Below are 13,930 nucleotides of genomic sequence, written 5' to 3' on the forward strand. Positions count from 1 at the left end.
AAGCTTCGTTGCGTGATCGACTGGATACTGGACTGTCGTTGAGGTCGGAGGGGCCAGGTGGAGATTCGAGTTCTTGGCGGCCTCTCTGTGCAACTACCCGGGCGCACTTTGCAACTGGGTACCCCAAAACAACAGGTAGTCTTCGCGATGCTCACCGTTCAGCCCGGGCGACTGGTCACAGTGGACGACCTTGTCGATGAGTTATGGGCCGATTGCCCACCGCGATCGGCCGTAGCTAATGTGCGGACCTATGCGGCCAATCTGCGTCGGACTTTCGAGGCTCACCCGACCGCTCGTGACGCCATCACGCGTCAACGCAACGGCTATCGGCTTCTGGTCGACCCGGAACAGGTCGACGTCTTTTGCTTCGAGCTGGAACGCAACGCGGGACGGGAAGCACTGACGGCTGGCGAGTTGGACCGTGCCCGTGAGCTACTGGAGCGCGCCCTGGCACGGTGGCATGGTCCGATGCTCGCCGGTGTCCCGCTCGGGCCCGTCCTCACCTCCCGAACCGCCGTTGCCGACGAGGAGCGGCTGTTGACCGTGGAACTCCTCGCCGACGTGCACCTGCGATCGGACCGGGACGACCTGGCAATTCCGCTGCTGCGTGAAGTGGTGGCCCGCCACCCTCTCCGCGAGCCGGCCTATGTGCTTCTCATGCGGGCTCTGCACGAGCGCGGCGACAACGCGGAGGCGCTGGCGGCGTACGACGAGATCCGAGCGACGCTGACCACTGAGTTGGGAGTGGGCCCCGGGGGCAATCTTGAAGAGTTGCGCCGCTCCATCGTCAGGGCCATGTCGCGCCCAGGTTCAGGGCGTGCCGCCGTACGGGCTGGGGGAACCGGCCAGGCGCGCTCGGTAGCGGGCGTGGCGGTCGGCGCGGCATCGGACCAAGCGGCTCGGATCAGCCCGGTGGATCACCTTCCCCGAGCTGTCACCGACTTCGTCGGCCGAGCGGACGTGGTGTTGCGGCTGCTGGCGGAGACCCGGCGGGTCGAGGAGCGGGTGCCAGCCGTGCACATCATCGACGGCATGGCGGGCAGCGGGAAGACGGCCCTCGCCGTGCACCTCGCCCGTCGGCTGTCCGATCGATACCCGGACGCCGCGTTGTTCATCGATCTGTGCGGGCACGGTGACAAGAACCGGATCGAGCCGGCGGGTGCTCTGTTCACCCTGCTTCGACAGCTTGGGATACCGGCCGACCGGGTTCCGGTGGAGTTCGACGACAGGGTGGAGTTGTGGCGACAGGAGTTGGCCCGCCGCAGGGCAGTGGTGATCCTCGACAACGCAGCGAGCAGCGAGCAGATCATGCCCCTGCTGCCGGCCGAGCCGACCACCGTTGTGTTGGTGACCTCGCGACGACGGCTGTCCCACCCGGATGCCGGGCCGTCGCGGACCCTGCCGGTGATGAGCCCGCAGGAGAGCGTGGATCTGCTCTGCCTCAGCGTCGGCCGGGACCGGGTCGAGGCCGAGCCGGATGCCGCCGCCGAGGTGGTGCGCCGGTGCGGGTATCTCCCACTGGCGATTCGGTTGGCCGGTGCCAGGCTGGCGCATCGGCGCGGCTGGCGGTTGGCGGACCTGGTCGAGCAGATGGCCGGCGATGCTCCGGTGCTGCACCATCTCGCTCAAGAGGAGAGCACTGTCACCGGGGCCTTCGCTGCCTCCTATGAACCGCTTCCACCTTCGACCAAGCGTGTCTTCCGATTCCTGGGTCTGTACCCCGGCAGCCGCTTCGGCGCGCCGGCAGTCGCCGCGCTGACCGGTCTGACGATCGCGGAGAGTCGCGCGGCGCTCGACGACCTTGTCGACAGGAACCTGGTGGAGGACCTGGACTCGACGCGATATCGACTGCACGACCTCATGCGGCAGTACTCCATCGAACTGTGTTCGCGTACCGACTCCTCGAACGACCGCCGACGTGGACTGGCTCGACTGTTCGACTTCACGCTGGAGGTCGTCCTGAAGGTCGCCGACCTGCTGGAGCCGGGCGTCATCAGATCCCAGGTGACGCACATTCCGACCGGACAGCTCGAACTCGTCGAGGCCGTCGGGGAGCCGACCGCCGACTGGTTGGAGGCCGAACGGACGGACCTGGTGACGATGGTGTTATCGGCACGCGAGTCGGGGTTCCACCAGCACTGCTGGCAACTGGCCCGCGCTCTCTGGCGGTTTTGCTACATCCGCGGTTACTTCGAAGACATCATCCTGACCCATCGTCATGGGCTGGAGGCGGCGGAGGCCGCCGAGGACATCGACGCGCTCGCGCTGATGAACAACTACCTGGCATCTGCCTACGTCCGCACCGGGAACAAGCAGGGGGCGCTCGATCACCTGACCCGCTCGGTCGAGCTCTCCCGCAACTCGCGGGACGCGCTGAACCCTGCCCGGTACCGCGCGAACCTCGCCGCTGTCTACTGGTGGAGCGGTCACCTGTCGGAGTCGGTGAAGCTCGGCTTCGCGTGTCTGCGCGATTACAAGGTGTACGGGAATGTCGGCGGATCCATCCTGCTGCCAAATCTCGGTCTGGCGCTCTCAGCCCTGGGCCGTTACGAGGAGGCATTGCGGATGCACCGCCTGCACCTGGCGTGGGCCCGAACGAACTCCGACGAGTTCCACACACTCAACGCTCTCAGCCACATCGGCGCCGTACGGCTCCGGATGGGTGACCTTCCGCAGGCGATCCGCATTCTCCTGGCCTCCTTGGCGCTGCGCGATCGCACCGGCCACCGGTACGCCGAGGCCGAGGTGCGCAACGACCTCGGGATCGCCTATCGCGGTCTGGGTCGTCTGGTGGAGGCCCAGCAGGAGCATGAGTTGGCTCGGAAGCTGTCGATCGGTTCGGGGGAGCGACACGTCGAGGCGGCTGCGCTTAACGAACTCGGGCGCACCCTGCTGGCGCAGGGGCGAGGTGGCGAGGCGTTCGAGGTGCACCGGGAGGCGTTGCGGTTGGCCACTCGGATCGCGCATCCACACGAGCAGGGTCGAGCGCTGGCCGGGCTTGCCGAACACTTCGTCCGCGCGGACCCGGTCGAGGCCCGACGGCACTGGGAGCGGGCGTTGGCGATCTTCCGGCGGATGGGCGTGCCGGAGCGCTTCGAGGCCGAACGCCGCCTCGCCGAGTTGACTGACGCAACCCTGGTCGCGGAACGCTGACCAGCCGGAACGTCGCTTATCGATTTCTTATCGGCAGGCCCGGTAACTTACCGGCCGTATCGGCGAACGGGGGAGGTTCTGCCAGTGAGCAGAACCGGGTCGTCGACGCGCGCCCGCTGCCAGGTCACCCCCCAGCGACCTCGGCGGCGGGTCGGTGAGGGAGGAGCGGCGGCGGGGGCGTTGCGTCGTCAGCACCCGGCGCGGTCGTCAGCGTGACGCCGCTCCTTCCGATCGCCGTCGTACCGCACCGATAGGCTCACGACCGTGACCGAACCCGCGCAGCTCAGCCACGTCGACCGCGCCGGCGCGGCCCGCATGGTCGACGTCTCCGCCAAGGCGGTGACGGGTCGGTTGGCCGTCGCGGCCGGCCGTCTGCGGACCACACCCGAGGTCATCGACCTGCTGCATCGCGACGGGCTGCCCAAGGGCGACGCGTTGGCCGTCGGGCGGTTGGCCGGGATCATGGGGGCCAAGCGCACTCCGGATCTGATCCCGCTCTGCCACCCGATCGCCCTGCACGGCGTCACTGTCGACCTGCGGCTGACCGCCGACAGCGTGGAGATCACGGCCACCGCCCGCACGGCGGACCGGACAGGGGTGGAGATGGAGGCCCTGACGGCGGTCGCTGTCGCCGGTCTCGCCCTGATCGACATGGTCAAGGCGGTCGACCCGGCGGCCTCGGTGGAGGCGGTCCGGGTGCTGCGCAAAGAGGGCGGCAAGACCGGCGAGTGGGTCCGCCCGGAGGACCGGCCGTGATCCGGGCTCGGGTGATCGTCGCTTCCAATCGGGCCGCGGCCGGTGTCTACGCCGACACCAGCGGGCCGCTGCTCGTCGCCGGCCTGCGCGAGTTGGGCTGCCAGGTCGACGACCCGGTGGTGGTGCCCGACGGCGAGCCGGTCTCCGATGCCCTGCGGGCCGCCCGCGCCGACGGTGTCGACGTGGTGCTGACCAGCGGGGGCACCGGGGTGACCCCGTCGGATCGGACACCGGACGTTACCCGGGGCCTGCTGGATTACGAGATTCCCGGCATCGCCGAGGCGATCCGCGCGCACAGTCGTGACCGGGTGCCGACGTCGGTGCTGTCCCGGGGTCTGGCCGGGGTCGCCGGCCGGATGCTGGTGGTCAACCTGCCCGGCTCGACCGGTGGTGCGCGGGACGGCCTGGCCGTCCTCGGGCCGATCCTCGGGCACACCGTCGACCAGCTTCGCGGCGGGGACCACTGACCGCTTCGCGGCGGGACCACTGACCGGTGCGCGCCAGGCCCCGGCGGGTGTCGGTCCGTGCCGATAGGCTCGGTCGGTGAGCACGGAAACCGCACCCACCGCGGATCGGGTCGCCGCACCGCCGCCAGCCGGGTGGGAAGAAGCGCGTTCGCGGGTCTACGCGGTCGGTCTGGCCGCCGCGCTACCCGCCGTCGCACGCCCACTCGTCGACACCGACGGGTCGACCCTGGCCGAGCCGTTGACCACCCGCACCGACCTGCCGGCGTTCCCGACCTCCAGCGTCGATGGCTGGGCGGTGCGCGGGCGTGGGCCGTGGCGCGTCGTCGGCCGGGTCCTTGCCGGCAGCACCCCCGCGCCGCTCACCGAGGACGACACGACCGTCGAGATCGCGACCGGTGCGATGGTGCCCGAGGGCGCCACCGCCGTGCTGCGCGTGGAAGAGTCGACGAGTGCTGACGGCCTGGTCAGCGGCGTTCCCCGGGAGACGCCCGAGTGGCGGAAACCCGGCGAGGAGGCGTACGCCGATGAGCAGTTGTTGCCGGCCGGCACGCCTGTCGACCCGGCGGTTATCGGCCTGGCGGCCGCCTGCGGGCACGACACTCTGCGGGTCCGGCGGGCGCCGCGTGCCGCGCTGCTGGTTTTCGGCGACGAGCTGCTGACGGCGGGCCCACCAGCGGCCGGTCGCGTCCGCGACGCGTTGGGCCCCGCGGTGCCGGCGTGGCTGCGGCGGTACGGCTGTCAGGTCCGCCCATCCGACGTGGTCGGCCCGGTGGCCGACACGCTGCCCGCGCACGTGGCGGCCCTGCGCTCGGCGCTGAACAACGCCGATCTGGTCTGCACCACCGGCGGCACGATGAACGGCCCGGTCGACCACCTGCACCCGACCCTGGAGGCGCTCGGCGCCGACTACGTGGTCAACACGGTGGCGGTCCGCCCTGGCTTCCCGATGCTGCTGGCCCGGCTGACCGGCCCCGACGGGCGAGCCCGGTTCGTGGCCGGGCTGCCGGGCAACCCGCAGTCCGCCATCGTCGCGCTGGTGTCGCTTGTCGCTCCGCTGCTCGCCGGCCTCCAGGGCCGGTCGATGCCGGTGCTGCCGCAGGTCACGTTGGCCGAGGCGGTGCCCGGTCGCGGTGACCACACCCACTTGGCGTTGGTCCGACTGGACCGGGCCGCCGGTGTCGCGTCGCCGGTCCGCCACGTCGGCTCGGCGATGCTGCGCGGCCTGGCCGGCGCGGACGGGTTCGCGGTCATCCGACCAGGCACCAGCGGCGAGCCGGGCGACCGGGTGCCGATCGTGCCACTGCCGTTGTTTCCCGGGGAGCGTGCTTCGTGACCGCACCAACGATCACCTTCGGCGAGGTCACCGACCAGCCGCTCGACCTCGCGACGCACGAGGCGGCGGTCGCCGACCGCCGGGCCGGCGCCGTGGTGTCGTTCCAGGGCGTGGTCCGCGACCACGACCACGGCCGCCAGGTCACGAGCCTGGAGTACGAGGGGCACCCGAGCGCCGCACAGGTGCTGCGTCAGGTGGCCGCCGAGATCGCCGCGGAGCCCGATGTCTACGCGGTGGCGGTCTCGCACCGGGTCGGCCCCCTGGCTATCGGTGACGTGGCGCTGGTCGCCGCGGTGAGCACAGCGCACCGGGCGGCGGCCTTCGCGGCCTGCGCCCGGCTGGTGGACGAGGTCAAGGCGCGACTGCCGATCTGGAAGCGGCAGGTCTTCACCGACGGCACCGAGGAATGGGTCAACTGCCCCTGATCGCTCAGCGGTGGCCGTTGACCACCACGGCCCTGGCGAGCCGGTCGCCGTAGAACGCCGGTTCCGCACCCGGACGCCAGGGCAGCGCGGCGACCAACACGATCAGCGCGAGCGCGAGCGAGTTCTCCATAAGTGCTCCGAACAGCCCGTCCTGGTAGTGCGACATCTCCGGCAGTTGGTGTTCGTACGGCCAGATGGGCGAGATCAGGAAGAGCAGGTAGAGCCCGATCGCGGCGACGCCGTGGCGCAGCCCGGTCAGCGTCGGGTACCAGATCGGTGGGCGGAGCCCGTTGACCCCGGGTAAACCGCCGAAGACCGGCCCCTGGCCGGTGCGCTGCGGCATCCCCCGGCTCGCCTCGCGGCGACGTACCGCGGCGTCGGCCAGCACGATGATCGCCGGGATCACCCAGACCAGGTGGTGCGTCCAGGAGATCGGGCTGATCACGTTCGCGGTGAGGCCGACCAGCGTGAAGGCGGTCAGCTCGTCACCGTCGGCCCGGGAACTGGCCGCCCGGGACAGGCCCAGCGCCAGGACCAGCACCGAGAAGGCGAGCCACAGCAGCCCCGGGGTCTCGATCGAGTCATACAGCCGGGCGAGCAGACCGGCGAGGGACTGGTTGGGCGTCATGTCCGCCGCGCCGACGCGTTCGGTCTGCCACAGCACGCTGCCGAAGTAGGTCCGCGACTCGTCACCGACGATCGCGAAGGTTCCCACCGTCACGCCGATCGTGGTGCCGATGGCGGTGGCCGCCACCCGCCACTGACGGGTGATCAGCAGGTAGGCGATGAACAGCGCCGGGGTGAGCTTGACCGCGGTGGCGAGGCCGATACCAGCTCCGGCCCACGCCCCGCCGTAGATGAAGCGCAGCAGCGGGCCGTCGGTGGCGGCGTAGTGGGTGCCTCGGCGGGACCGCCAGCGAAGGCCGATCAGGTCAGCCATGATCAGGGCGAACAGCAGGATGTTGACCTGGCCGTAGCCGAGCGTCTCCCGACCTGGCTCGATGGCGACCGCGAGCGGCACCGCCACGGCCACCGTGAACCACAGTGGCCACCCCAGCCGGTCCACGATGGGTCGGAGCAACCCGGCCAGCACCAGCGCCAACGCGGCGATGCTGGCGGCAGCGTTGACCAAGCCGGCCGCGCCGATCGGTAGTTGCGCCATCGGCAGCATGACCAGCCCGGCGAAGGGTGGGTAGGTGAACCCGAGTGTGGTTCCGGGCGCGATGAACTCGTAGAGCTCGTGACCGCTCGCCCACCACACCACGGCACCGTGGTAGATCTTCATGTCGAAGAAGTTGTACGGCCGCCCGAAGGTGCCGATGGCGAGCCATGCGGCATAGGCGACGGCGGCCACGATGGCGCCCCGTACGACGTTCCTGCGATCGATCCCGCGCGTCACGCGGTCGATCCCGCGTGACACACGTTGGATTGGGGCGAGGCGGTCCGCCCGTCTACCGACAGCCGTCGGCATGGCGTGGCCACCCCCGTACCAAGGTCGTCCTACCCGTCCAGGTCCTGCACGGAGCCTAGAACGGCGCCTCACGTCTGTGCCTCCCGCGTTATGCGACCGTGTCCGATCCCACACATGTTTTTGACATTTCCACCGCGTTAACGCCTACCGGGTGGTTCAGGTGATTCGTGGCCTTAGCGGGGGGTGGGGGTGAGACAGAGACGGATCGACGCAGGTCAGCCGGGAAGACGACGTGCGGTGGACGCGGAGCGGACGGCGATTCGGGCCTCACGTCGGGCGGTCCGGACGGCGCGCTGCATGGAACGTCGAGAGTGGCCGATGCGATGGCCTGTCCGCCACCGCAAACCAGGCTTGCCGCCGGTGTCCGCGGCGGCGAGCAGCAGACCGCCGAGGAGCCCGAGGTTCTTCAGGGCGTGGATCTGGTTGTTGTTCTTGGCGGTCGGGTCGTCGTTGTTCCAGAAGGGATGGCCCGCGATGGTCACCGGCACCAGCGTGCCGGCGAGGACCAGGGCCGCGGGTCGGCTGAACCGGCCGGAGGCCAGCATCAGACCGGCGCTGACCTGCACGGCCGCGTTGAGCCGGATCAGCGTCTCGGTCTCGGTGGGGAAGCTCGGGTGTGCCTTCTTCAGCATCGGTGCGACCTTGTCGGTCACCGGTTGGGCGGCCACCGCGAGCCGGCCGGGGTCGCGGAAGTTGCGATACCCGCTGACCACGAAGATGCCGCTCAGCATGGCGCGGGCGAGGGAACGTACGGGCGTCATGGATCAGTCATACCCCGTCGCGACGTTTGCTACCCCGGCAACCGCAGGATCGGATTGGTGTTCGTACACGTACGCCACGCCGAATCGAGCGACCGTCACGGATGGACGGGCGCTGGCGGGTAACGTCGCGCGGGTGACCACGCTGCGGCTACGCCCCGAGGGCCCGGCCGACGCCGGCTCGGTTCGCCGCGTGCTGGCCGCCGCCTTCGCCCGCCCGGACGTGGCGACGCCGCCGGAGGTCAGCCTGGTCGACGAGCTGCGCGACACCACGGCCTGGTTGCCGGAGGTGGCCATGGTCGCCGAGTACGGCGGCGAGGTGGTCGGTTACGCGCTGCTCACCCGGGTGCGTCTGCGGCCGGAGCGAGGCTCGGACGTGCCCGTCCTGGCGCTCGGCCCGGTGGCGGTCGCACCGCACCGGCAGCGTGTCGGGCACGGCACGGCGGTCGTCCAGGCCGCCCTGGACGCCTCCACCGAGCTGGGCGAGCGGCTCGTCGTCGTCCTCGGAGCACCGGCCTTCTACCGCCGGTTCGGGTTCGGCCCGGCGAACGAGCTGGGCCTGACCGGCCCCTGGGCCGGCCTCGGTGAGCCGTGGCAGGCGCTGGTGCTGCCTCCGTCCACCAGCGAGGAGGGCCCTCCGCCTCGCGGTGAGGTGCTCTTTCCGGCGCCCTGGTCGAAGGTCTGACCGGGTCGACGCGCCGGGTGGCGGTCAGGCCGGCTGTGTCCGCAGGTACCTGCCGAAGTGCGGGACCGTGAAGGCGACAGTGCCCCGCTCCCCGGAGTAGATCAGGCCCTTCTTGATCAGCGCGTCCCGGGCTGGGGACAGGCTGGCTGGCTTGCGGCCGAGGGCACGGGCGATCTCCGCGGTGGGCACCGCGGCGTCCATGTCGTCGCGGACCAGCGCGCCGGGATCGCCCTCTACCGCGGACATCGTGGCCATCGCCCGCATGTACTCGCGTTCGGCGGGAGTGGCCCGTTCGAACCGGGACCCGAAGAACCCGACCGCGAGCTCGGCCTCCGCCTCGGGCGCGGCGACCCGCACGTCGGCGGCCGTGATGGGCGAGCGCGGCGCGTGGTCCCAGGTCGCCTTGCCGTACGCCTGGACGAAGTAGGGATAGCCGCCGGACTTCTCGTAGAGCAGGTCGAGTGCCTTCTGCTCGTACTCGACCTCCTCGCGCTCGGCGGGCGCGCAGAGCGCTCGGTCGGCGGCGATCCGGTCGAGCCGGTCGATGCGTTGATAGCGGAACAACCGTTCGGAGTACGACTTGGCGGCGCTGAGCACTGCTGGCAGGTGCGGGAGGCCGGCGCCGACGACGATCAGCGGCGCGCCGAGCTGGGACAGCTCGTGGCAGGCGGCGCAGAGCGCGGACACGTCCTCCGGGCCGAGGTCCTGCATCTCGTCGATGAAGATGGCGATGCCGGTGCCGACGTCGCTGGCCACGGCGGCGGCGTCACTGAACAGCTCGACGAGGTCGATCTCGATGTCGCCGGAGTCGGCCCGACCGCTGGCGGCCGGCACGTCGATGCCGGGCTGCCACCGGTCGCGCAGCTTCGTGGCGGCGCCGGCCCGGCCGGTCGGCGTGGAGCGCTGGGCGAACGCCTTGAGGACGCCGAGGAACGCGTCGATCCGGTCCGGTGCGCGGTGGCGGGGGGCGAGCTCACGGACCGCCATGTGCAGCGCGGCGGCGACCGGTCGACGTAACGACTGGTCCGGTCGAGCCTCGATCTTGCCGCTGCCCCAGAGTCGGTTGATCGCCTGCGACCGGAGGGTGTTGAGCAGAACCGTCTTGCCGACGCCCCGCAGCCCGGTGAGCATCAGGCTGCGTTCGGGTCGGCCCCGCGCGATGCGTTCGAGCACGATGTCGAAGACGTCCAGCTCCCGCCCCCGCCCGGCAAGTTCGGGCGGACGCTGGCCGGCGCCCGGCGCGTACGGGTTGCGGACCGGATCCACGCATCGCAGATTATCGGGCCATCTAGCTGCGAGGCTAGACATGGATAGATGGGGCTACCGGCGTGTCGAGATCGTCGACCACAAACTAGGGCTGTCTAGCGTGGACGCTAGACAGCCCTAGTTTTGGCAATCGGGCTACCGCTTCTTCAGGCAGAGCACGTAGTCGAACAGGTCCACCGAGTTGTCGTGCACGTAGTTCGCGGTCGCCTGCGGCGCGAGCGTCTCGCACCGGTCGCCGTCGGTGGTCGCCGGAATCCGCAGCAGCACCTGATAGGTGTTCGGGCCGCACGGCACCTTGCGGAGCTCCGCGTTGTCCTCACTGCCGTCGTTCACCACGCAGTCACCCCTCGCGAACTCCTCGTCTGGGGTCGGCACGGCCGACGGCGGGGCGTCGCTGGGCAGAGCGGGTGGGACGACAGGGGCACTCGTCGCCGGGGTACGCGCGGCATCCTTGCCAGCGTCGGCGACCTTCCAGACCGCCCAACCGGCCAGGCCCAGGCACGGACACAGCACGAGCAGCACCACCACCGTGATGATGAGAGCGACGTTGCGGCCGGTCTTCTTCACCGGCGCAACGGGTGGCATCCCGTAGCCGCCGGGAGGCTGCTGACCCCACGGCGCGGGTGGCTGACCCGGCATCGGCCCGGCCGGCGGGAAAGGGCCGGGCGGTGGGTAGCCCGGGCCCGAGGTGGGCGACGGCGGCGCCCACATCGGCGTGGTCGGCGGCTCCGGGTTGGTGGGCGGCTCCGGGTTGGTGGGCGGCGGCCCCCACATGGGTGCCGTCGGTGGCTCGGCGCCGGTCTGCGGCGGACCCCACTGCTGCCGGGTCGGGTCCTCGGCGGGTGGCGGGGCGCTCCACTGGGGCACTGTCGGGTCGACAGGTGGTGAGCTGTCCGGCCCGCTGGACGGGCGCTGGTAAGGGTCGTCCGGCTGATCGGAACCCGCAGGTCCGTAGGTCGTCATGTCATCCCCGGGGGTGGGTGGTCTCAGCGCTGCTTGAGGCAGAGGACAAAGTCGAGAGTGTCCAGCTCACTGTCGAAGAAATACCAGTTGGTGTAACCCTCGACCTTGCCGCACTTGGCCTCGGCGTCCCGCTCGCCGCTGGTCGGGCCGTCGATCCGGCTCAACACCTCGTACGACTTGGCGGTACAGCCGCTGATCAGCAGCTTCGGCTTGCCGCCGGCGGTGCCGTCGTTGCGGACGCACTGGCCGACCTTCGCGAACCGCGGATCGGCCGACGACTCCGGCGCGGCGGCGCTCGGCGCGGGCTCGACCGCGTCCGCGCTGGGCTCACCGGCAACGGCCGAGCTGCTCGGCGCGGCTACCGGCGTCGGGTCGCTCTGCCCACGGCGGAACCAGAACGCGCCGGCGACGGCCACCACCAGCAGGACGACCGCCAGTACCGCGATCAGCGGCCCCCGACCCCGCCGACCCGGTGCCGGATCCTCGCCGTACGGCTCGTCGGGCCGGTACGGCTGCCCGCCGTACGCCGGGCCCGCCGGGCTCGGCTGGTACGAGCCGCCGTAGGGCGTTCCCGCGCCGCCACCGTAGGGCGCGCCGGGCGCCGCACCGTAGGGCGGGGTGGGTGGGCCGCCGTACGGCCCTGGGTGCCCCTGCGGTGCGGGCGGGTACGACGGGACCGCTGGCGGGTAGGTCTCCGGCGCTGGCGGGTACTGCTGCTGCACCGGGCGACCCGGCGACTCATCGGGTCTCTGGCCACGCCACGACCCCGGGTGGCCGCCCCCCGGTTGTCCGTAGTTCGTCATGCCGCCCTCCTGCACGAGTGGTGAGAGGCCGGCCACCAAAGCGCGACGCGGACTCCGAGGTCACCGTAGCGTGGTCCACTGATGAGCTCACCTTCACCGAGCGCCACGGCCCTCGCCGGTGGTCGCGCCAGCGCCACGCCGACTCTGATCTGGACCGCGTTGATCGTGGTCTACCTGCTCTGGGGGTCGACCTACCTGGCCATCCGGATCGCCGTGGAGACGCTGCCTCCGCTGCTGTCGGCCACCCTCCGGTTCGCCGTGGCCGGCCTGATCCTGGCGGTGGTGCTGCGACTACGCCGAGGCCCCGGCGCGCTGCGGGTGGACCGGCGGCAACTCGGCTCAGCCGCGTTGGTCGGGGTGCTCCTGCTCGCCGGTGGCAACGGCCTGGTGGTGCTCGCCGAGTCGGGGCCGCCGGGCGTGGCGGTGCCGTCCGGGGTCGCCGCGCTGCTGGTGGCCACCGTGCCGCTGCTGGTGGTGCTGTTGCGCTCGGCCACCGGGGATCGGCCGCCGATCCGGACGTTCGCCGGCGTCACAGTGGGCTTCGTCGGCCTCGTCCTGCTGGTGCTGCCGGGCGGTGGTTCGGCCGCGGTGCCGCTGCTCGGGGCGTTGACCGTGGTGGCGGCGGCAACCTCCTGGTCGGTCGGGTCGTTCCTGTCCGGACGGATCCGGATGCCCGCCGACCCCTTCGTGGCCACGGTGTACGAGATGGTGGCCGGCGCGCTGGTGCTGGCCGTCGTCGCCGCCGCTCGGGGCGAACTGGCCGACTTCCACCCCGCGGCGGTCAGCACCCGGTCCTGGTTGGCGCTGGGCTACCTCCTGGTGGCCGGCTCACTGGTGGCTTTCACCGCGTACGTCTGGCTGCTGCAGAAGGCGCCGATCTCGCTGGTGTCGACGTACGCCTACGTGAACCCGGCGGTCGCGGTGGCGCTCGGCGCGCTGCTGGTGGCCGAGCCGATCACCCCGCAGGTGCTGCTCGGCGGTGCCGTCATCGTCGCCGGGGTCGCCCTGGTGGTGACCACCGAACGGCCGCGTCGAGCGGGCACGGGATCACGATCGGGGGACACACCGGTGCGTGACCGCCAGTAAGGTCCGGCCCATGTCGGCCGCCGCGCTGGTGTCGATCGCACTGCTCGGTGCGCTGGTCGGCCTCGTCGTACCCCCGGTGTCGCGGCGCTTCGCCACGTCGTACGCCCGGTCATTGGCGTTTCCGGGGTCGCAGCGGATCCGGTGGTCCTGGGTCGACCCGATGGTGGCGGCCGGCGTCTTTGTCGGCCTTGCCGTCGCCGTGGGTGACAACCCGGCGCTGCCGGTCTTCCTCGCGGTCGCGGCGGTCGGTCTGGTGCTGGCGCGGGTCGACCTGGCCTGCCTGCGGCTGCCCGACCCGCTGGTCCTCGTCGCCGGGCTGCTGGCCCTCGGGGGTCTGACCGCTGCGGCGCTGCTGTCCGGCACTCCCGGCCGGCTGCTCGGCGCGCTGGGAGGTGCTGCGGTCGCGGGCGCGGCGTACGTGCTGCTGGCCCTGCTGCCTGGCTCCCGGCTGGGTTTCGGGGACGTGAAACTCGCCGCCGTCCTCGGCCTGCCGCTCGGCTGGTTGGGGAGGGACGCCCTATTGGCGGGGCTGCTCCTGCCGCACGTGCTGCACGGCGGCCTGGTGCTCGGCCTGCTCGCCGCCCGAAAGGTGCACCGCAACACCCTGCTACCCCTCGGCCCGGCCCTGCTGACCGGTGCCTGGCTAGCTGTCCTCCTCGCCTAACGCACCAACCCCGCCCCGGCACCGTCGATCTTGCAGTTTCTGCGCCGGCATAAGGTTCATCCCACGCAAAACGACGACCGAAAGTGCAAGATCGGCGGGA

General features: G+C 71.2%; 12 protein-coding genes and 1 pseudogene. 8 read left to right on the forward strand and 5 right to left on the reverse strand.

What is annotated here, in order from left to right; genetic code table 11:
- Positions 1–87: 87 nt before the first annotated feature.
- From KBX71_RS13550 to KBX71_RS13570, 5 genes are all read left to right on the forward strand, one after another.
- A complete protein-coding gene (locus KBX71_RS13550) occupies positions 88–3,153 on the forward strand; it encodes a BTAD domain-containing putative transcriptional regulator (protein WP_307847060.1) in 3,066 nt (1,021 codons plus the stop codon).
- Positions 3,154–3,417: 264 nt separating this feature from the next.
- A complete protein-coding gene (moaC, locus tag KBX71_RS13555; RefSeq protein ID WP_210818256.1) occupies positions 3,418–3,909 on the forward strand; it encodes a cyclic pyranopterin monophosphate synthase MoaC in 492 nt (163 codons plus the stop codon).
- The gene (locus KBX71_RS13560; RefSeq protein ID WP_124816639.1) at positions 3,906–4,376 is read left to right on the forward strand and encodes a molybdenum cofactor biosynthesis protein B; all 471 of its coding nucleotides are present in this window, start codon (positions 3,906–3,908) and stop codon (positions 4,374–4,376) included. The genes moaC and KBX71_RS13560 overlap by 4 nt, the downstream gene beginning before the upstream one ends.
- A gap of 76 nt (positions 4,377–4,452) precedes the next feature.
- Positions 4,453–5,709: a molybdopterin molybdotransferase MoeA gene (locus tag KBX71_RS13565; RefSeq protein WP_210818257.1), complete on the forward strand. Its 1,257-nt coding sequence runs from the start codon at positions 4,453–4,455 to the stop codon at positions 5,707–5,709.
- Positions 5,706–6,134, forward strand: a complete 429-nt coding sequence (locus KBX71_RS13570) for a molybdenum cofactor biosynthesis protein MoaE (RefSeq protein WP_210818258.1) — start codon at positions 5,706–5,708, stop codon at positions 6,132–6,134. Before KBX71_RS13565 ends, KBX71_RS13570 begins: the two co-directional genes overlap by 4 nt.
- A gap of 4 nt (positions 6,135–6,138) precedes the next feature.
- On the opposite strand, the gene KBX71_RS13575 is transcribed toward KBX71_RS13570, so the two are convergent.
- Positions 6,139–7,605 carry a glycosyltransferase 87 family protein gene (locus KBX71_RS13575; RefSeq protein WP_124816645.1) on the reverse strand — a complete coding sequence of 489 codons (1,467 nt, stop codon included), beginning with the start codon at positions 7,603–7,605 and terminating at the stop codon, positions 6,139–6,141.
- Positions 7,606–7,820: 215 nt separating this feature from the next.
- Positions 7,821–8,366 (reverse strand): DoxX family protein, encoded by a 546-nt coding sequence (locus KBX71_RS13580; RefSeq protein WP_124816647.1) that lies wholly within the window; start codon positions 8,364–8,366, stop codon positions 7,821–7,823.
- Between the two features lie 133 nt (positions 8,367–8,499).
- Between KBX71_RS13580 and KBX71_RS13585 the strand changes: the two genes are divergently transcribed.
- A complete protein-coding gene (locus KBX71_RS13585) occupies positions 8,500–9,048 on the forward strand; it encodes an N-acetyltransferase (RefSeq protein ID WP_307847058.1) in 549 nt (182 codons plus the stop codon).
- A 24-nt stretch (positions 9,049–9,072) separates the two neighbouring features.
- Here the strand turns inward: KBX71_RS13585 and KBX71_RS13590 are convergent, their stop codons facing one another.
- From KBX71_RS13590 to KBX71_RS33700, 3 genes and pseudogenes are all read right to left on the reverse strand, one after another.
- On the reverse strand, positions 9,073–10,314 hold the full coding sequence (locus KBX71_RS13590; RefSeq protein WP_210818260.1) for an ATP-binding protein: 1,242 nt from the start codon (positions 10,312–10,314) through the stop codon (positions 9,073–9,075).
- A gap of 135 nt (positions 10,315–10,449) precedes the next feature.
- Positions 10,450–10,899: a hypothetical protein gene (locus KBX71_RS34575; RefSeq protein WP_210818289.1), complete on the reverse strand. Its 450-nt coding sequence runs from the start codon at positions 10,897–10,899 to the stop codon at positions 10,450–10,452.
- A gap of 401 nt (positions 10,900–11,300) precedes the next feature.
- Positions 11,301–11,786, reverse strand: a pseudogene (locus tag KBX71_RS33700) (hypothetical protein); the annotation flags it as partial.
- Positions 11,787–12,161: 375 nt separating this feature from the next.
- Here KBX71_RS33700 and KBX71_RS13605 point away from each other — a divergent pair.
- On the forward strand, positions 12,162–13,166 hold the full coding sequence (locus KBX71_RS13605) for an EamA family transporter (protein WP_210818262.1): 1,005 nt from the start codon (positions 12,162–12,164) through the stop codon (positions 13,164–13,166).
- Positions 13,153–13,830, forward strand: coding sequence for a prepilin peptidase (locus KBX71_RS13610; protein WP_307847059.1), 678 nt, complete (start codon positions 13,153–13,155; stop codon positions 13,828–13,830). The genes KBX71_RS13605 and KBX71_RS13610 overlap by 14 nt, the downstream gene beginning before the upstream one ends.
- Positions 13,831–13,930 lie beyond the last annotated feature (100 nt).

Source organism: Micromonospora sp. D93 (assembly GCF_018070365.1).
GTDB lineage: Bacteria > Actinomycetota > Actinomycetes > Mycobacteriales > Micromonosporaceae > Micromonospora > Micromonospora ureilytica.

Coding starts and splice junctions, on each gene's coding strand:
- KBX71_RS34575 (WP_210818289.1), bottom strand. CDS start 10,899: ATGCCACCCGTTGCGCCGGTGAAGAAGACCGGCCGCAACGTCGCTCTC.
- KBX71_RS13580 (WP_124816647.1), bottom strand. CDS start 8,366: ATGACGCCCGTACGTTCCCTCGCCCGCGCCATGCTGAGCGGCATCTTC.
- KBX71_RS13605 (WP_210818262.1), top strand. CDS start 12,162: ATGAGCTCACCTTCACCGAGCGCCACGGCCCTCGCCGGTGGTCGCGCC.
- KBX71_RS13575 (WP_124816645.1), bottom strand. CDS start 7,605: ATGCCGACGGCTGTCGGTAGACGGGCGGACCGCCTCGCCCCAATCCAA.